At 63.9% G+C, this 18,576-nt stretch carries 13 protein-coding genes; 12 read left to right on the top strand and 1 reads right to left on the bottom strand.

The window, feature by feature from the left end; translation table 11 throughout:
- The first annotated feature begins 99 nt into the window (after positions 1–99).
- From HK439_RS15770 to HK439_RS15825, 12 genes are all read left to right on the top strand, one after another.
- Complete coding sequence (locus HK439_RS15770; RefSeq protein ID WP_190292489.1) at positions 100–504, top strand: PTS sugar transporter subunit IIA; 405 nt, start codon at positions 100–102, stop codon at positions 502–504.
- 15 nt (positions 505–519) lie between these two features.
- Positions 520–801: an HPr family phosphocarrier protein gene (locus HK439_RS15775; protein ID WP_190292490.1), complete on the top strand. Its 282-nt coding sequence runs from the start codon at positions 520–522 to the stop codon at positions 799–801.
- A gap of 112 nt (positions 802–913) precedes the next feature.
- Complete coding sequence (locus HK439_RS15780; protein ID WP_190292491.1) at positions 914–2,221, top strand: SAM-dependent methyltransferase; 1,308 nt, start codon at positions 914–916, stop codon at positions 2,219–2,221.
- Between the two features lie 184 nt (positions 2,222–2,405).
- Positions 2,406–3,794, top strand: coding sequence for an adenosylhomocysteinase (ahcY, locus tag HK439_RS15785; protein ID WP_190292492.1), 1,389 nt, complete (start codon positions 2,406–2,408; stop codon positions 3,792–3,794).
- A gap of 324 nt (positions 3,795–4,118) precedes the next feature.
- The gene (locus HK439_RS15790) at positions 4,119–6,533 is read left to right on the top strand and encodes a PAS domain-containing sensor histidine kinase (protein ID WP_190292576.1); all 2,415 of its coding nucleotides are present in this window, start codon (positions 4,119–4,121) and stop codon (positions 6,531–6,533) included.
- Between the two features lie 12 nt (positions 6,534–6,545).
- A complete protein-coding gene (gene tsaE / locus HK439_RS15795) occupies positions 6,546–8,072 on the top strand; it encodes a tRNA (adenosine(37)-N6)-threonylcarbamoyltransferase complex ATPase subunit type 1 TsaE (protein WP_190292493.1) in 1,527 nt (508 codons plus the stop codon).
- Between the two features lie 39 nt (positions 8,073–8,111).
- On the top strand, positions 8,112–8,846 hold the full coding sequence (locus tag HK439_RS15800) for a nucleotidyltransferase family protein (protein WP_190292494.1): 735 nt from the start codon (positions 8,112–8,114) through the stop codon (positions 8,844–8,846).
- Between the two features lie 3 nt (positions 8,847–8,849).
- Complete coding sequence (gene addB / locus HK439_RS15805) at positions 8,850–11,990, top strand: double-strand break repair protein AddB (protein ID WP_190292495.1); 3,141 nt, start codon at positions 8,850–8,852, stop codon at positions 11,988–11,990.
- Positions 11,987–15,499 carry a double-strand break repair helicase AddA gene (gene addA / locus HK439_RS15810; protein ID WP_190292496.1) on the top strand — a complete coding sequence of 1,171 codons (3,513 nt, stop codon included), beginning with the start codon at positions 11,987–11,989 and terminating at the stop codon, positions 15,497–15,499. The genes addB and addA overlap by 4 nt, the downstream gene beginning before the upstream one ends.
- 83 nt (positions 15,500–15,582) lie before the next feature.
- A complete protein-coding gene (gene trxA / locus HK439_RS15815) occupies positions 15,583–15,903 on the top strand; it encodes a thioredoxin (protein ID WP_190292497.1) in 321 nt (106 codons plus the stop codon).
- Between the two features lie 153 nt (positions 15,904–16,056).
- Positions 16,057–16,698 carry a nucleotide exchange factor GrpE gene (grpE, locus tag HK439_RS15820; RefSeq protein WP_190292498.1) on the top strand — a complete coding sequence of 214 codons (642 nt, stop codon included), beginning with the start codon at positions 16,057–16,059 and terminating at the stop codon, positions 16,696–16,698.
- A 78-nt stretch (positions 16,699–16,776) separates the two neighbouring features.
- Positions 16,777–17,385, top strand: coding sequence for a trimeric intracellular cation channel family protein (locus tag HK439_RS15825; protein WP_190292499.1), 609 nt, complete (start codon positions 16,777–16,779; stop codon positions 17,383–17,385).
- A 263-nt stretch (positions 17,386–17,648) separates the two neighbouring features.
- On the opposite strand, the gene HK439_RS15830 is transcribed toward HK439_RS15825, so the two are convergent.
- Complete coding sequence (locus tag HK439_RS15830; protein ID WP_190292500.1) at positions 17,649–18,569, bottom strand: ornithine cyclodeaminase; 921 nt, start codon at positions 18,567–18,569, stop codon at positions 17,649–17,651.
- Positions 18,570–18,576 lie beyond the last annotated feature (7 nt).

The following is an 18,576-nucleotide window of genomic DNA, read 5'->3' on the forward strand; positions in this document are numbered from 1 at the left end:
TTTTTACTTGCAACGGGCGGATCTCTTGTCGAGAGTGCCCCCAGACGTGAAAAGGGCCTTGTGTCCGTATTCGCCTCATCAAGCTGGATCAGGGAACGCATGATCGGTCTCGTATTGGTAACCCACGGGCGTCTTGCCGAAGAATTCAAGGCGGCACTGGAACATGTGGTCGGACCCCAGGAGCAGGTCGAGACGATCTCCATCGGTCCGGACGACGACATGGAGCAGCGGCGCCAGGATATCCTGAAGGCCGTCGAATCCGCCAATTCCGGTCAGGGTGTCGTCCTGTTGACGGACATGTTCGGGGGCACGCCGTCCAACCTGGCGATTTCCGTCATGGACGGAAAATCGGTGGAGGTCGTGGCCGGCGTCAACCTGCCCATGCTGATCAAGCTCGCAAGCGTTCGCGGAGACCGCGGCCTTGCGGACGCCGTGGATGAGGCGCGCCAGGCCGGACAGAAATACATTTCCGTCGCAAGCCAGGTGCTGTCGGGCCAGAGCTGACGGAAGTAACGGCCCGTGACCGCCCAACTCCTCGAAAAAGAACTGACCATCGTCAACCAGCGCGGCCTGCATGCCCGCGCATCGGCCAAGCTCGTGAAGCTGGTCGAGGGGTTTGATGCAGCGGTCAATGTCTCCAGGGACGGACAGACCGTCGACGGCACGTCGATCATGGGTCTGATGATGCTGGCCGCCAGCCCCGGCTGCTGCATCCGGGTGTCCGTCTCCGGCGCACAGGCCGAAGAGGCCATGGCGGCGATCGCCGCCCTTGTCGAGGACGGTTTCGGCGAGGCGGACTAGGGTCCGTCCGGCCATATTCGATGACCGGCCCGCGATGACTTTGCGGTAAGACCGTTGCCTTTCGGTGCGGAAGCCGCCAAACCTTCTCTCAGGATTTACATCAGGAGATTTTATGTCGGACGCTCCGCAGGATCGGCGCCTTTTGGCAGCCAGGACAGCCTTGTCGCACATTCACGATGCATTGGAGATGGAGTTCGGCTTCGAACTCTGGGACGGGTCCACCATTCCCGCCGATGCCCCGGCGGACGGATTGCGGATCGCGCTGTCCGAAGCCGCGCTGCCCCGTTTGCTGCGCCGGCCCGGTCCGAAGACGCTGATCGATCTCTACACCGAAGGTCATATCGATCCGCGCGGCGGCAGCATTTTCGATCTGGCCGACAAGCGCCCGCGCGTGCGCAGCCGCGAATTTCGCAAGCGGCTCGACAAGAAGCTGATCCTGAAGAGTGCCCTGCCGCTGCTGTTCGGGCCGGGAAAAGGCGCAGCGTCTCCGGTTGTCTCCGGTCTGGATGCCGGCCGGGAAGCGGACCGCAGCTCCGGCAGCGCGAAGAGCGATATCGCCTTTCACTACGACGTCTCGAACGCGTTCTACCGCCTGTTTCTCGATCCGGAGATGGTCTACACCTGCGGCTACTTCGCCGACTGGTCGAACGATCTGGCGACGGCCCAGGCCGACAAGCTCGACATGATCTGCCGCAAGCTTCGTCTGAAGCCGGGCGACCGGATGCTCGATATCGGCTGCGGCTGGGGCGCCCTGATCTGCCATGCCGCCGAACACTACGGCGTAACCGCCCTGGGCGTGACCCTGGCCGAAGAGCAGCTGGAGCTGGCGAGGCAGCGGATCGCGGAGCGCGGACTTGAGGGCAGGGTTTCCGTCGAACTGAAGGACTACCGCGATCTGACCGGCCAGTTCGACAAGATCTCCTCCATCGGCATGTTCGAACATGTCGGCATCGACAACCACGACGCCTATTACCGGGAGGTCCACAGGCTGCTGCGGCCTCGCGGTATCTACCTGCATCACGCCATTACCCGGAAGGGCAAGAAGGACCTCAAGGCGTTTCGCCGCAAGCGGGCCGAATACAAGGCAATGGTGCGTTACATTTTCCCCGGCGGCGAAGTCGATCACATCGGCTGGACGCTGACCAACCTCGAGCATCACGGCTTCGAGGTGCATGACGTGGAAGGCTGGCGGGAACATTATGCACGCACGACCCGCCTGTGGGCGGAGAACCTGGCCCGGGAGAAGGAGGCTGCGATTGCCGAAGTCGGCGAACCGAAATACCGGCTGTGGCTGCTTTATCTGACGGGCGTGTCCTTAAGCTTCCAGCGCGGCACGCTCTCCATTTTCCAGACGGTTGCCTCGAAAAGGGACAAGGGCCCCTCCGGTCTGCCGCCGAGCCGGGCGGACCTTTATTCATGAGTTGGTAAAGGATATAAAGAAATCTTTATATCCGCATTGCTAGTCGGCGATCTGCACGCTATAACACCGCCTGCATACATCGGGAGGCATGCTGCCTCCATGAGGCGGCTTGCTGTTCGGCAACCCGTATCCCCATCATCAGGCCCGGCCGGTTGCCGGTCCGGGCAAACTTCAGGACGTTTTTATGAACGACTATATCGTTAAGGACATCGGGCTCGCTGACTGGGGCCGGACCGAGATCGAGATTGCAGAAACCGAAATGCCGGGCCTGATGGCCTGCCGCGAGGAATTCGGTGCTTCCAAGCCGCTGAAGGGTGCGCGCATTGCAGGGTCCCTGCACATGACGATCCAGACGGCTGTCCTCATCGAGACCCTGGTTGCCCTGGGCGCCGAAGTCCGCTGGGCATCGTGCAATATCTTCTCCACCCAGGATCAGGCCGCGGCCGCCATCGCCAAGGCCGGCGTTCCGGTCTTCGCTATCAAGGGCGAGACGCTGGAAGAATACTGGGACTACGCCGACAAGATCTTCGATTTCGACGGCGGCGCCAACATGATCCTCGACGACGGCGGTGACGCGACCCTCTACATCCTGCTCGGCGCCCGCGTCGAAGCCGGCGAGACGAGCCTCATCGAAAACCCGACGTCGGAAGAAGAGGAATGCCTCTTCGCGCAGATCAAGAAGCGCATGGCCGCGAATCCGGGCTGGTTCACCAAGCAGCGTGACCTGATCCAGGGCGTTTCGGAAGAAACGACCACGGGCGTCATGCGTCTTTATGAAATGCAGAAGAAGGGCCAGCTGCCGTTCCCGGCGATCAACGTCAACGACAGCGTCACCAAGTCCAAGTTCGACAACCGCTACGGCTGCCGTGAATCGCTCGTCGACGGCATCCGCCGCGGCACCGACGTCATGATGTCCGGCAAGGTTGCCGTCGTCTGCGGTTACGGCGACGTCGGCAAGGGTTCCGCTCAGTCTCTGGCAGGCGCCGGTGCACGCGTGATCGTGACCGAAATCGATCCGATCTGCGCCCTGCAGGCGTCCATGGACGGTTACGAGGTCAAGACCATCGAACAGGCCCTGCCGGAAGGCGACATCTATGTCACCGCGACCGGCAACAAGGACATCATCACCTTCGACCATATGAAGGGGATGAAGGACATGGCGATCGTCTGCAACATCGGTCACTTCGACAACGAGATCCAGGTCGCTGCCCTGAAGAACACCAAGTGCCGTCCGGTCAAGGACCAGGTCGACATGTACGAGTTCCCGGACGGCAAGCGCATGATCCTGTTGTCCCAGGGCCGTCTGGTAAACCTCGGCAACGCCACCGGCCACCCGAGCTTCGTGATGTCCGCCAGCTTCACCAACCAGGTTCTGGCGCAGATCGAACTCTTTACCCGCGGCGAGCAGTACAAGAACGAAGTCTATGTGCTGCCGAAGCACCTGGACGAGAAGGTCGCCCGTCTGCACCTTGAAAAGCTCGGCGTGACGTTAACCGAGCTGTCGGATTCCCAGGCGGATTACCTGGGGATTAACAAGACCGGTCCGTTCAAGGCGGAACACTACAAGTACTGATACGCATCACCCGCCCCACTACATCTGGTGGGGCGGGTGAAATCCCGCTCAGTGATTTTCGGGCCGGATTTTTAAGATTTTAGCAATTCCGTTAACTTTTCAGAAACTGACTCTTCTTCGCGATTCCCAAAAAGGTTATGGTTTTAGCGAATCAGTAGCCAGGAGGCACACGCTTCTGATTCAGCCCGGATTCACGGGAAAAACGGCGGCTAAGGGGATCATGGAATGCCGGCAGGCAACTATGACGGCGCGCGTGCAAACGCGACGTTGCGGGGAAGGATTCTAACATCGGTAAGGCTGGCGGGTGCGACCGCTGCCGCATCGATGATTTCCGTTCCCTCCGCATGGTCTGCCGAACTCTTCCCCGTTACCTCCATGCCGATTAACCCGGACACGATGGTTCTGTTCGGCGCGGTCGGCGGCATGTGCGCCTTTGCGGTGACCGCCGCGATCGCCCTGGTTCGGCACAAGCAGCAATCCGCAAAATTCGCCAAGGCAATGAAACGGGAGACCAGCGACCTGAGGTTCCAGGTCGACCGGCTGGAGTCCATGCTCAATACCGACGAGCAGCGGGTGGTCGTGTGGACCGGCAACGGCGCGATGCCGCAGGTCTGGGGCGTGCTGCCCGAGGAATCCGGTGTGCCGCGCACCGAATCGCAGCTGCTGTCGTTCGGCAGCTGGCTGACCGCCAAGTGCTCCGCCGATCTGGAAGATTGTCTCGATACCCTGTTCAACACCGGCGAGCCGTTCTCGACCACGCTGAAAACCCGTGTCGGCACCTATGTCGAGGCGGCGGGGCGTACAACCGGCGGCGCCGTCGTGCTGCGTCTGCGCGATCTGACCGGCGAACGCCAGATGCAGGCCGAGCTTGCCGCCCGCAATGCCCGGATCTCCGGCGAACTCTATATGCTTCATGCGCTTTTGAACGCGATGCCGGCTCCGGCCTGGCAGCGCGATGCGGAAGGCAAGCTGATCTGGGCCAATGCCGCCTATGCCCATGCGGTCGATGCGCCGGATGCGGCCTCCGCCCTGCGCGACGGTGCGCCGTTCCTCGACGCAGCCGCACAGGAAGCCATGGCAAGCGAACGCGACGAAGACGGCAGCTTCCATGCCCGCATGCCGATCGTCGCCGCCGGCAAGCGCTGCGTCTTCGAGGTCACCGATGTGTCGGCGAATGTGGGCAGTGCGGGGGTCGCGGTCGATATCAGCGAGCTCGAGCAGGTCCGCAAGGAACTCGCCCGCGCCGAGGAATTCCACGGCCGCACGCTCGACCAGCTTGCGACCGCGGTCGCCATCTTCTCTGCCGACCGCAAGCTGCAGTTCTACAATGCCGCCTTCCGCCAGCTTTGGGATCTGGATCCCGCCTTCCTGGAAAACAGTCCGGAAGACGGCGCGGTGCTCGATGCGCTGCGGGCGGCCAGAAAGCTGCCCGAACAGGCCGATTACCGGGTCTGGCGCAACAAGATGCTGAACAGCTACCAGTCTCTGGAGGCCCAGGAAAGCTGGTGGCATCTGCCCGACGGCCGCACCCTGCGCGTCATCGCGAACCCGCATCCCCAGGGCGGCGTGACCTATATCTACGAAAACGTCACCGAACGCTTGGATCTGGAAAGCCGCTACAACGCCTTGGCAAGGGTTCAGGGCGAAACCCTGGACAACCTGTCGGAAGCCGTCGCCGTGTTTGGTTCCGACGGCCGTCTCCGCTTGTGGAACCCGGCCTTCGCCCGCATCTGGAACCTGTCGGAGGACATGCTGTCCGACATGCCGCATGTGAAGAATGTGGTCGATGCCTGTGCCAAGCGCGAGGATGAGGTCGAAGCCTGGCAGCAGCTCGCCGGCAGCGTGACCGGTCTGGTCGACAACAGGATGCAGGCCGCCAACCGCATGGAGCGGCATGACGGCTCGGTTCTGGACTATGCGACCGTTCCGCTGCCCGACGGCGGCACGCTGGTGACCTTCGTCGATGTCACCGATAGCGTGAATGTCGAGCGCGCCCTGGTGGAAAAGAACGAGGCACTGGAACAGGCCGACCAGCTCAAGAACGCCTTTATCCAGCACGTCTCCTACGAACTGCGCTCTCCGCTGACCAACATCATCGGCTTCGCCCAGCTCTTGACCGATCCCAAGTTCGGCGAGCTTTCCGACAAGCAGGGCGAATACGCCGATTACATCCGCTCGTCCTCCTCCGCCCTGCTGGCGATCATCAACGACATTCTCGACCTGGCGACCCTCGATGCGGGCATCATGGAGCTGGACCTGAGCGAGGTCGACGTCGCCGCAACCGTGGAAGCGGCCGTCGAGGGGCTGAAGGACCGGCTTGCGGAGACGCAGATCACGCTGCACACCCATGTGCCCGACAACATCGGCACAATCCTGGCCGACGAGAAGCGTCTGCGTCAGGTGCTGTTCAACCTGATTTCGAATGCGATCCGTTATTCCGACGAGCAAGGCGTGGTCGACGTCAGCTGCGACCGCAAGGACGAAACCGTCGTCTTTGTGGTTCAGGACCACGGCCACGGCATTCCTGCCGATGTGCTGCAGCAGGTGTTCAACCGTTTCGTCGGTCACGACACCGGGTCCAAGCGCCAGGGCGCGGGCCTTGGCCTCGCCATCGTCAAGAGCTTCGTCGAACTGCACGGCGGCAAGGTGGAAATCGATTCGGAGGAAGGCAAGGGCACCACGGTCACCTGTATCTTCCCCGCCAAGCCGGAACTGACCGGCCGCATCGCTGCCGAATAAGCGGGCGGGATCATGCCCGGCCCGGATCTTCGTGACATTTCAGACCCTTTCCAGGTCCTCGATCTGGAAGACGAGGCGGCGACCGTTTGTCTGGCCGAAGACCTTGCCGCCATTCTGTCTCCCGGCGATCTGATCGCGCTCTCCGGCGATCTCGGCGCCGGCAAATCCACCTTCGCCCGTGCCCTCCTGCGGACGCTTGCCGACGACGAAGACCTGGAGGTGCCGAGCCCGACCTTCACCCTGGTCCAGACCTACGACGTCGGCCGTTTCGCGGTTTCCCATTTCGACCTCTACCGGCTGGAAGAGCCGGAGGAACTGGAGGAACTGGGCCTGGACGAGCTTCTGGAAACCGGCGCGGCGCTGATCGAGTGGCCGGAACAGGGCGGGGACCTTCTGCTCGGAGGCGCCCTCTGGCTGCGCTTTGAGGCCGGAAGAGACGAGGACAGCCGCAGCGTCCAGTTTGCCTCCGACAAGGCCGACTGGCTGGCGCGCCTGGACCGGACGCTTGAAATCCGGCAACTGCTGGCCCAAGCCGGCCTTGGCGCGGGGCACCGGCGTCACCTGACCGGCGACGCCTCCACGCGCAGTTACGAGCGTATTATTTCTCGGGACCGCACCGCCGTCGTCATGAACTGGCCGGCGCCGCAGGGCGACGCCGGGTCCGAAGCGGCCCTTGCCTATAATCGCCTCGTTCACCGCGCTCCCGATGCCCGCGCATTTGCGGCCGTCGGCGAGGAACTCCGCCGCAAGGGGTTCGCGGCCCCGGCCGTCTTCGCGTCGGACCTTGAGGCAGGACTGCTGGTGCTGGAGGATCTGGGATCCGATGGAATTGTCGCGGGCGGTGCGCCGATCGCAGACCGCTACCGGCAGGCTGTTCTGGTCCTGGCGGAGATGCATGCGCTCCGATGGCCGGAGACTGTCCGTCTGCCCGACGGCTCCGATTACCGCGTCCCGGTCTACTCCCGCGAAGCGCTGCAAACGGAAGCCGATCTTTATCTGGACTGGTATGTGAAATATGCCACCGGCATGGCGGCATCCGCGTCTGCGCGCGAAGAATTTCACCGGCTCTGGCAGTCCGCCTTTGACACCATTGCCGGCGCGCAAACCGGCTGGGTGTTGCGCGACTATCATTCGCCCAACCTGATCTGGCGGGAAGACCGGGACGGGGCATCGCGGGTGGGGCTGATCGACTATCAGGACACGGTGATCGGCCCTGTCGCCTATGACGTCGCTTCGCTCCTGCTCGACGCCCGCGTCGACATTCCGCAAGCTCTGGAAAAAGAGCTCTATCAGGCCTATGTGCAGGCAAGGCAATCCGCCGATCCGGAATTCGACGAAGCTGGCTTTTCCGCCGCCTATGCGGTCATGGGTGCCCAGAGGATCACCAAGATCCTGGGGATATTCATCCGTCTTGCGGAACGGGACGGCAAACCGGCGTATCTGGATCATTTGCCAAGGATGCAATCTTACCTTGACCGGGTTCTGATGCATCCTGTTCTGTCGGATCTGAAGCTCTGGTATGACGGGAACCGCGACTAGGATCGCAGGTGCGCCCGGAAGCCGAAACTGGAACGGGAAATGAACAAGAAGACGTTTCGTCCTTCGAAAGCGATGATCCTGGCCGCCGGCCGGGGCAAACGGATGCGCCCGATCACCGCCACCACACCGAAGCCGCTGATCGAGGTCAACGGCAAGGCCCTGATCGACCACGGGTTCGACCGGCTTGCCGCAGCCGGCGTGTCCTCCTGCGTCGTCAACGTCCACTACCTTGCCGACCTGGTAGAGGTTCACGTCCGCCGCCGCAAGGACATGGAAATCCTGGTTTCCGACGAGCGCAAGGAACTGCTCGAAACCGGCGGCGGCATCAAGAAGGCGCTTCCGCTTCTGGGGGACCAGCCGTTCTTCCAGCTCAACGCCGATACGGCCTACTGGATCGAGGGCGTGAAGCCCAACCTGGAACACCTGATCGATGCCTGGGACGACACCCGCATGGATGCGCTGCTGCTGGTGGCCGAAACGGTGAAGTCGGTGGGGTATTCCGGCCGCGGCGATTTCGAACTGGCCAAGGACGGGTCCCTGATCCGCCGCCCGGAACGCAGCGTGACACCCTTTGCCTATGCGGGTGCCGCGATCCTGCATCCCCGCCTCTTCGAAGGCGCGCCGGATGGCGCCTTCTCGATGAATGTCCTGTTCGACAAGGCGATCGAAGAAGGCCGGCTCTTCGGGGTGGAGATGGAAGGGATCTGGCTGCATATCGGCACGCCGGACGCAATCCGGGCCGCCGAATACGCCGTGCGCGACAGCGCCGCCTGATCGATGCCGGGCCAGGGAACACCTCCGCGCATTTTCACCATCCCGCCTTCGGTTCCCTTTCTGAGGCGTCTGGTCGAAACCCTGGCCGACGGCACCCTGGTGCCGGGCTTTCGCCCGCTCGACGACCCGCTCCTGCTGTCGGCGGCAACGCTCTACCTGCCGACCCGACGCGCCGCGCGCCTGCTGCCCGACCTGTTCCAGGAGGTGTTCGGCGGGCGTCCCGTCCTGCTGCCGACGATCCGCCCGCTTGGCGATGTCGACGAGGACGCCCAGGCCCTGTCGGCGGAAGCCGATGGCGAACCCCTGCCGCCGGCCATGCCCGTGCTGGAACGCCATCTGGCGATGACGCGGCTGGTCATGGCCTGGAAAGGGGCCCTGCGCCGCGAAGCCCTCAACCTGCGTTCCGATGAGCCGCTCGGCGTGCCGGCCTCTGCCGCCGATGCCGCCTGGCTTGCCGGGGATCTCCTGACGCTGATGGACGAGATCGAGGTCGAGGAGGCCGACTGGTCCGATCTCGCCGGCCTGGTGCCGGACGACTACGCCCGCTACTGGCAGATCACCCTGGATTTCCTGAAGATCGTTCAGGAGGCATGGCCGGCGCATCTGGCCGAACAGGGCCGGATGGACCCGAAGGCGCGCCGGTCCGCTCTGATCCGCCGTGAAGCCGAACGCCTTGCCGCCGAGCCTCCGAAGGGACCGGTGATCGTTGCCGGAACCACCGGCTCGGTGCCGGCAACCGCGGCCCTTCTGAAAACCGTCGCCGGACTGGAAAACGGCGTCATCGTCCTGCCCGGCCTTGATATGCACATGGACGATGCGTCCTGGACCGCACTCGGCAGCCGGCCGGCAGGCATGGATTCAGCCAAGGCGGTGTCGGTCCCCGGCCATCCGCAATTCAGCCTGAAACTGCTTCTGGAAACACTCGGCCTCACACGTCGCGATGTCCATGTTCTCGGCGCTCTTCCCGAACAGAGCCTCATCGATCGCGAGGTGATTGTCTCCGAAGCCCTGCGCCCGGCCGAAACCTCCGAGAACTGGATGGCGTTTCTGGAGGGGTTTCCCGAAGCCCAAAGACGGCAGGCGCTGTCGGGGGTCGGGGTGATCACAGCCCGCAACGAGGCCGATGAGGCCCTGAGCGTTTCCGTCGCTTTGCGCGAGGCGCTGGAAAGAGGCGAAACGGCAGCCCTTGTGTCGCCCGACCGGATGCTGACCCGACGGGTCGCGAGCGAACTGGCCCGCTGGCAGATCCAGGTGGACGACAGTGCCGGCCGTCCGCTCGACCAGACCCCGCCCGCGATCCTCGCCAGCCTTGCCGCAAAACTTGCCTTCAACGGCTGCGAGCCGGTTGATCTCCTCTCCCTGCTGAAGCACCCGCTTGCCCGCCTCGGCCTTTCGATCAAGGACATGCGCGCCGCCGCCCGGGCACTTGAACGCGGCGTCCTGCGCGGGCCGCGGGCACGGCCGGGAACGCAAGGTCTGAAGGATGCCGTTGCCGCCAGCCGGGAGACGGCCGATGGGGCAAACCACACGCCGCGCTGGAAGAAGATCCACGACGCGGACTGGGAGGCCATCGGCGACCTGGTGGACCGCCTCGCCGAGGCTCTGGCGCCACTTGAGGATCTTGCCGACAGCGCGGAGCCGCTGAACGTTGCAGATCTGGCGCGTGCCCATGCGGAGGTGCTGAGCCGGATCGCCCGCGATGAGGCAGGCTCCGATGCGGAGCTTTATTCAGGCGAAACCGGTGAGGCGTTGGCGCTGATGTTTACAGGCCTTCTGGAAGCGCAGAACAGCGGTCTGGAACTGAAGCCTTCCGAATGGCCGTCGGTGTTTCCCGCACTCATGTCGGGAACAGCCGTTCGCCGCCGCTTGCCCGGCGATCCGCGCATCCAGATCCTGGGTCCGATGGAAGCCCGCCTGCAGGCGCCCGATCTGGTGATCCTCGGCGGCCTCAACGAGGGCATCTGGCCGCAGCGCACCCGCAACGATCCGTGGCTCAACCGGCCGATGAAGCGCGACCTCGGCCTCGATCCGCCCGAGCGCCGGATCGGCGCCTCCGCCCATGATTTCGTCCAGGGGCTCGGCGCCAGACGGGTGCTTTTGTCCCGCTCCGCCCGCGCCGACGGCGCGCCGACCGTCGCCTCCCGCTGGCTGCAGCGGCTCCTGACCCTGGCCGGGCCTGACATCAGGCAGGAGATGGAAGCGCGCGGGACGATATACACCGACCTTGCAGGCCTGCTCGACCGTCCGGACGGCCCCGTGCGCTCCGCCCGCCGGCCGGAACCGATGCCGCCGCTGGCGGCGCGTCCGAAAGGCCTGTCCGTTACCGAAATCGAGCGCCTTGTCCGCGATCCTTATGCCATCTTCGCCCGGCATGTGCTGGAGCTGCAGCCGGTCGATCCGATCGGCGGCGAACCGGATGCGGCCGACAAGGGCACCATCATCCACGACGCACTGGCGCGGTTCCTGGGCGAATGGACCGGGCCTTATGACGACAGCGCGGTCCGCCGTCTGATCGAAATCGGCGAGGAACTGTTTGCCTCGCTCGAAGCCTTCCCGGCGATCCGGGCGCTGTGGTGGCCACGGTTTGTGCGCATCGCCGGCGGCTTTGTCGCCTTCGAGGCGCAGCGTGCGCCTTCTGTCGAGACACGGTTTCTGGAAGTGTCCGGCGGCGCCGAGCTCGCCCTGCCGGGGATCGAGTTCCGCCTGCGCGGCCGCGCCGACCGGATCGACCTGATGACCGACGGCACCATTGCCGTCCTCGACTACAAGACCGGCCAGGTGCCCTCGATCAAGCAGGTGGAAAGCCTGCTGTCGCCGCAGATGCCGCTGGAGGCGGCCATGATCAAACGGCTCGGCTTCAGGGACGTGCCCGGCGACCGGCCCGTCTCCGAACTCCTCTACCTGCAGCTCAAGGGCGGCGCCGACCCGGTGGCCGCTCTCCGCCGCGATCCCAAGGAAAAGGATCTTGCCGATCTCATTGAGGAAGCCTGGACGCGGTTGGAACAGCTGATTGCGCACTACGGCAAGGAGACCACCGGCTATCTGTCCCGGGCCCGGGTCCTGCGCGAACGTCAGACGGACGGGCCTTACGATCATCTGGCCCGTGTCCAGGAATGGTCGGTCGGATCGGAGGAGGGCGAATGAGCGGCTTCCAGATCCCCGAGCTGACCCGCAAGCGTCAGGATCTCGCCTCCGAGCCGCGCGCGTCCGCCTGGGTGAGCGCCAATGCCGGTTCCGGCAAGACCTTCGTGCTGTCCCGCCGGGTGGTGCGCCTGCTCCTCGACGGCACCGACCCCTCGCGCCTGTTGTGCCTGACCTTCACCAAGGCCGCGGCGGCCGAAATGGCGACCCGTGTCTTCAGGATCCTGGGCGACTGGGTGACGATGGACAACGCGGCGCTGGCAAGCGAGCTGGAAGCGGTCGAAGGCCGCAAGCCCAATGCGGAGCGTATCGCGCTGGCAAGGCGTCTCTTCGCCCGCGCGCTGGAAACCCCCGGCGGCCTGAAGATCCAGACCATTCACGGTTTCTGCGAGGCGCTGCTGCACCAGTTCCCGCTGGAGGCCAATGTCGCCGGGCACTTTACGGTCCTGGATGACCGGCAGGGCGCGGAACTGATGGCGGAGGCGCGCGCGTCCGTCTTCCATATTGCCGAAACCAGGCCCGACAGCCCCTTCGGCCGGGCACTGGCTGCCGTCATCGACCTGATGAGCGACGCCGGGGTGGAAAAGGCGCTCGACGAACTGATCCAGAACCGGGACGCCTTCCGCCGCTGGACGGTCGATGAAGGCGATCTGGAAACCGCACTTACCCATCTGGCTGCTGACCTCGGCGTCCGCCCGGAGATGAACCTACGCGACCTGGACCGGCGGTTCCGCGACGAGGCGATACTCGATGAACTGGCGTCCCGCCGTGCCGCGGAGATCCTGGGCAACGGCAGCAAGACGGACAAGGACCGTGCCGATCAGCTCATCCAGGCCTGGAAACTTTCCGAACCCGAGGCCTTCAAGGACTACTGGCTGCCGATCTTCTTGACCGGAAAGCTGGAACCGCGGAAGTCACTGGCGACAAAGAAGATCGTCGAAAGCGCACCGGATGTTGTTGAGCAACTGGAAGCCGAACAGGCACGCCTCATGGAGCTTCTCCAGGAGCGTCGGCTTGCCGTCACCTTCGAGGGCACGGCAGCCCTGCTCAGGCTCGCCGATGCGGTGATCGGTCACTACGAAAAGGCCAAGACCGCGCGCGGCTTCCTCGACTTCGAGGATCTGGTGGTGCGCACCGCCAAGATGCTCAAGGAAGCCGAAGCGGCCCAATGGGTGCAGTACAAGCTCGATCAGGGCCTCGACCACATTCTGGTCGACGAGGCACAGGATACCAGCCCGCGCCAGTGGGAGGTCGTTCGCTCGCTGGCGGAGGAGTTCTTTACCGGCGAGGGCGCACGCGGACAGGTGCGCACCATCTTTGCCGTCGGGGACGAAAAGCAGTCGATCTATTCGTTCCAGGGCGCGGTGCCGGCCTATTTCGACGAAATGCGCCGGGAATTCTCAAAACGGTCGGCCGCTGCGGACAGGCTGTTTCATTCCGTCGACCTGCAGCTTTCCTTCCGTTCCACACCCGACGTGCTCGGTGCCGTCGATCGGGTGTTCAAGGATGTGGAGGCCCATCGCGGCCTGTCGCAGGAGGTCAAGGCACCGATCCATGAGGCGATACGCAAGGATCCGGGTATCGTCGAGCTCTGGCCGCTGGAGGCGGAGGAGGAGATCGCGGAACCGGAAGACTGGGTTGTCCCGATCGACCGGGTCGGCTCAGGCAGCCCGATGCTCAAGGTCGCGCGCCGGATCGCGGCGACGATCAGGGGCTGGATGCGCGACGGCACCGCCGATCCCGGCGACGTGATGATCCTGGTGCGTAAGCGCGGGCCTTTCGTGGAGGCGCTCAATAGGGAACTGAAGGAGCTCGGCATTCCGGCCGCCGGCAGCGACCGTCTGATCCTGACCGACCACATCGCGGTCAAGGATCTGGCCGCCCTCGGCCGGTTCCTGCTTCTACCCGAAGACGACCTGTCGCTTGCCGCCGTCCTGAAAAGCCCGCTCCTGGGTCTGAATGACGACGATCTTCTGGAAATCGCCCGCGAGACGCCGGAAAAAGAGCGGGCCGGAACCCTGTGGCAGATGCTCGTGCGCAGGGCCGAGGCGAGTCCGAAATGGGACGAGGTGCGCAAGAAGCTGGATCTCTGGCGCGCCCGGGCCGACTTCATGCCGCCTTACGAGTTCTATGCCCGATTGCTTGCGGCAGACGGCGGCAGGCATGGCTTCCGCGCCCGCCTCGGCGTCGAGGTCGATGACGTGCTCGACGAGTTTCTTGCCCTCACCATCGCCTACGAGCAGACCGGAACACCCGGGCTTGAAGGCTTCCTCGCCTGGATGGATGCCGCCCCGACGGAGATCAAGCGCGAACTGACCAATTCCAAGGGCATGGTCCGCATCATGACCGTCCATGGCTCCAAGGGGCTGGAGGCGAAGATCGTTTTTCTGGTCGACCCGGGCGGGGCGCCGGTCAGCGCGATCCACGATCCGGCCTTCCTGCCGCGGCAAAGGCATGACAACCCGCTGCTGCCGCCGGCTCTTGTCTGGCTGCCGGTCAAGGAGGAACGGACCCCCTGGCATGCGGAGGCCATCGACGGTCTGCGGGAGGGCCAGGAGGAGGAATACCGCCGCCTGCTCTATGTGGCGCTGACCCGGGCCGAGGACCGCCTCGTCGTCTGTGGCTGGGAACCCAAGCGCGGCGCCCACGACGCCTGCTGGTACAACATCGTCGCCCGCGCGCTCAGACCGGAAGCGGAAGAGGTCAAGGGCGCCGGCGGTGAGACGGCCGCCTGGCGGTGGCAGAAGGAACAGGCTCCGGCAGTGGAAGAACGGAAAGGGCACCCCGCCGAAGCCGCAGCGCCTGTCGAACCCGAACAACCGGCACTGCCGTCCTGGCTGACGCAACGGGCACCCGCCTTCGTCCGTAAGGCCCGGCTGCAGCCGTCCCGCGTTTTCGAGGTGATGGAGGAAAAGGAAGGGATCGAACCGGTCCCCGCCGCTTCCAGGCTGGAAGCGCGCCGCCAGCCGGCCCATTGGCCACTGGAAAAAGGCCGGCTCGTTCACAGGCTGCTGGAAACCCTCCCGGACCTTGCGCCGGGTGAACGGGAAGCCGCGGCCGAACGGTTCATTGCCGCCGCGCTGCCGGAGGAGTTCGCCGGTTATTCCGGGGCGCTTCTCGGCGAAGTTCACGAGATTCTGAACGCCCCCGAATTCTCCCCGCTTTTTTCAAGTGCGGCCCGGGCCGAAGTGCCGGTGGTCGGCAACCTGATTGCGTCCGACGGCAAGGAGGTCTCCATCTCCGGTCAGATCGACCGTCTGGTGGTCGAACCGGACCGGGTCCTGATCGTCGACTACAAGACCAATCTGCGCCCGCCGGCGGCAGTGGAGGGGATTCCGCAAGAATATCTCGCCCAGCTTTGCGTCTACCGGAAACTGCTGTGCGGGATCTATTCCGACCGGGCGGTGGAGGCAGCGCTCCTGTGGACCGTGACCCCGTCGCTCATGCCGGTGCCGTCGGACCTGCTGGATGAGACGTTTTCGCGCCTGCGCAGCGACGGTTCGCCCGCTTGACGGATCGCCAATGGCTACCTACGTTCGGCCCAACGCGCGTGATCGCTTTTCAGCGTCCGCATGACCTGTGAAAGAGGCAAGACATGGCTACCAACAAAACCACTGACGCTACGTTCGAAGCAGACGTTCTGAAGTCTTCCGAACCGGTCGTCGTCGATTTCTGGGCGGAATGGTGCGGCCCCTGTAAAATGATCGCGCCGGCTCTTGAGGAAATCTCCGAGGAAATGTCGGGCCAGGTGAAGATCACCAAGCTCAACATCGACGAGAACCAGGACATGGCCATGAAGTATGGCGTCCGCTCGATCCCGATGCTGATCCTGTTCAAGGACGGCGAACCGGCTGCAAGCCAGGTTGGCGCCGCGCCGAAGGGCAAGATCGCCGACTGGATCAAGAGCGCGCTCTGATTCCAAAACGGGCCGAAGAGGCCTTTGGACCAGTTGCCCCGCACCGGCGGGCGACATGATCGGTGGTTTTCAGGCGGGTATGCTTATGGCATATCCGCTCGAACCGTTTAGGTCATGACCTAAACCGACCGAACGCAATCTTACGGACCACATATGAGCAACGACAACAACACCCCTGAAGATAAAGAGGCCGAGGTCGCCGCTCAGGCCGCGGAAACGGCGGCCGAAGAGGCGTCTGCCGGCAACGAGGCAGCCGACCCGATCGAAGAGCTGAAGGCGGAAAACGCCGAGCTCAAGGATCGGGCTCTGCGCGTGATGGCGGAAATGGAAAACCTGCGCCGCCGGACCGAGAAGGAACTGAAGGACGCCCGGCAATATTCCGTCGCGGGCTTCGCACGCGACATGCTGACGGTCTCCGACAACCTGCGCCGGGCGCTTGATGCCATTCCGGACGAGCTGCGCCAGAATGCGGATGCCGGGCTTGTGGCGCTTCTCGAAGGCGTGGAAATGACCGAGCGCGAGCTTCTGAACCAGCTTGAAAAGAACGGCGTGAAGAAGCTCGATCCTGCGGGACAGAAGTTCGACCCCAATTTCCATCAAGCCATGTTCGAGGTTCCGAATACGGAAGTGCCGAACAACACGGTCGTCCAGGTCGTTCAGGCCGGTTACAGCATCGGCGACCGTGTCCTCAGACCGGCCATGGTCGGCGTCTCCAGGGGCGGTCCGAAGGAAGCATCCCCTGCACCGCAGGACGGCGGCGACGAAACCGGGCAGACGATCGACAAGACCGCCTGACGCTTTCTAAAGCCCGATTGAATTCTATAATGCCGCTTCCCCGGTCGCCGGGGAGGCGGTTTTTCTTTGGGGGCGGACATGTTGTTGCAGGTGCTGGATTACATTGGCGTCGGTGTTTTTGCCGTTTCCGGCGCCATCGTGGCCTCGCGCAAGCAGATGGATTTCATCGCTTTTCTGTTTTTCGCCACCCTGACCGGAATAGGCGGGGGAACCCTGCGCGACCTGTTGCTGGACGTGCCGGTTTTCTGGGTTCATTCCAACGCGTATCTCTTTGTCTGCGTGGCGGTCAGCGTTGCCATGTGGTTCTTCGCCCATATTGTGGAAGGCTTCGGAAAACCGCTCAGGTGGGCCGATGCGGTCGGCATCTCTGCCTATTCGGTGATGGGCGCCGCCAAGTCGCTCAGCGTCGGCGACACAGCCCTGGTTGCCGTGTCGATGGGAGTGGCGACGGCGACCTTCGGCGGCATCCTGCGCGATGTCATCGCCGGCGAACCGTCCGCGATCGTCAAATCCGAGATTTACGTTTCGGCTGCCTTCGCCGGTGCCGGAACTTATGTGCTTCTCGCGACGCTGGGGATCGGCGGATGGGGCGCGGCCGCTGCAGCCGCTGCCCTGGCGTTCGTTCTGCGCGGCGGAGCCATTCAATTCGGCTGGACGCTGCCGGGCTACAGCAGCCCGAAATCGTGAGTGCCCGTTTGGATTTCAGGTCAATGCCCGGACATGAAAAAGCCGGCTATCAAGCCGGCTTTTTCAAAAAAACGGGATCCGGGCTTACATCGAGACCAGAGATGCCGTCAGTCCGATAACGGCGATGGCCAGCATTGGCAGGCCTGCCGCGTAGACCAGCGTCCTGAGCATGGTCTGTTCCTTTCGTGCAGATACGGGTACGTCGTTTGTTCCTCCCCATTCGTGGCGTCATATGGGGAAGAAAAACCGTTTCTGGAAGAGGATCAGCTTCTCAAATAAATGTGTCCGGCGACCGCGAGATCCGCCAGCCCGGAGGATCCTCCCGGGTGAAAATGGGTCATCTGGCCGTAAAACCGCCGCCCGGCCTTTTCGCCCTTTGCCAGCTCCCGGAGATCGGCGGCGATTTCCTCGCCGGTGAGCATCCCGGCCTCGTTCCGGTCTCCGACGAAAATCCGCACCTGGGAAAGCATGTCTTCTTCAAGGCGGGTGCCGGGGTCGAAGACATCGATGTGTACGCCGGGCGAAAGCGCGGCTCCCGGCAGGTCGAGCGGGCAACCGGAGGCGCAGCAGATCATGTCCGCACCCGCAACCGCACCGGCCAGGTCGTCCGTTGCCCCGAAGGTGACGCCTTTCAACTTCGGATGGAGCCGAAGCCGGTCGAGGAAGGCTTCGGCGCCTCCCATCAGGAGAACGGACCGGATGTCCCTGACGGCCGTATAGGCCGCCAGCAGGCTTGGCAGCATCGGATCGGAGCCCAGGACCAGCAGACGGCTGGTGTCCTCCCGCGCCAGATAGCGTGTGGCCAGCGCATGCAGGGCGCAGCGCCGCCAGACGGCAAGCCGCACGCCGTCGAGAAGGGCGACGGGATGGCCCGTCGTGCCGGACAGAAGCAGGTAGAGGGCCGAGCCCGACTGGGAGGATCCGATATCGGGCGTATCGTCTGACTGGGGAAGCTCGAGCGTGATCCCGCAGCCGATATAGCCCCGGTCGGTGTGGCCCTGCGCCACGAAATTGGACCAGGCCGGGATCGCCCTGAGAATTCCCGCGGTCTCGTCGGGGCGCTCAATGGGAAAATGCGCAGGTTGCGGGACAACGATCCGGGACCGGTAGGCGCGCAAAAGCGTTTCGATCAGCTCCGGATAGGCAAGGGCGCTGTCGATCTCGTCGCTGGAAATGATACGCATGGATCAG

This window comes from Roseibium aggregatum, assembly GCF_014692675.1.
GTDB lineage: Bacteria > Pseudomonadota > Alphaproteobacteria > Rhizobiales > Stappiaceae > Roseibium > Roseibium aggregatum_C.

Coding starts and splice junctions, on each gene's coding strand:
- HK439_RS15770 (WP_190292489.1), top strand. CDS start 100: ATGATCGGTCTCGTATTGGTAACCCACGGGCGTCTTGCCGAAGAATTC.
- HK439_RS15780 (WP_190292491.1), top strand. CDS start 914: ATGTCGGACGCTCCGCAGGATCGGCGCCTTTTGGCAGCCAGGACAGCC.
- ahcY (WP_190292492.1), top strand. CDS start 2,406: ATGAACGACTATATCGTTAAGGACATCGGGCTCGCTGACTGGGGCCGG.
- HK439_RS15790 (WP_190292576.1), top strand. CDS start 4,119: ATGATTTCCGTTCCCTCCGCATGGTCTGCCGAACTCTTCCCCGTTACC.
- tsaE (WP_190292493.1), top strand. CDS start 6,546: ATGCCCGGCCCGGATCTTCGTGACATTTCAGACCCTTTCCAGGTCCTC.
- HK439_RS15800 (WP_190292494.1), top strand. CDS start 8,112: ATGAACAAGAAGACGTTTCGTCCTTCGAAAGCGATGATCCTGGCCGCC.
- addB (WP_190292495.1), top strand. CDS start 8,850: ATGCCGGGCCAGGGAACACCTCCGCGCATTTTCACCATCCCGCCTTCG.
- addA (WP_190292496.1), top strand. CDS start 11,987: ATGAGCGGCTTCCAGATCCCCGAGCTGACCCGCAAGCGTCAGGATCTC.
- trxA (WP_190292497.1), top strand. CDS start 15,583: ATGGCTACCAACAAAACCACTGACGCTACGTTCGAAGCAGACGTTCTG.
- grpE (WP_190292498.1), top strand. CDS start 16,057: ATGAGCAACGACAACAACACCCCTGAAGATAAAGAGGCCGAGGTCGCC.
- HK439_RS15825 (WP_190292499.1), top strand. CDS start 16,777: ATGTTGTTGCAGGTGCTGGATTACATTGGCGTCGGTGTTTTTGCCGTT.
- HK439_RS15830 (WP_190292500.1), bottom strand. CDS start 18,569: ATGCGTATCATTTCCAGCGACGAGATCGACAGCGCCCTTGCCTATCCG.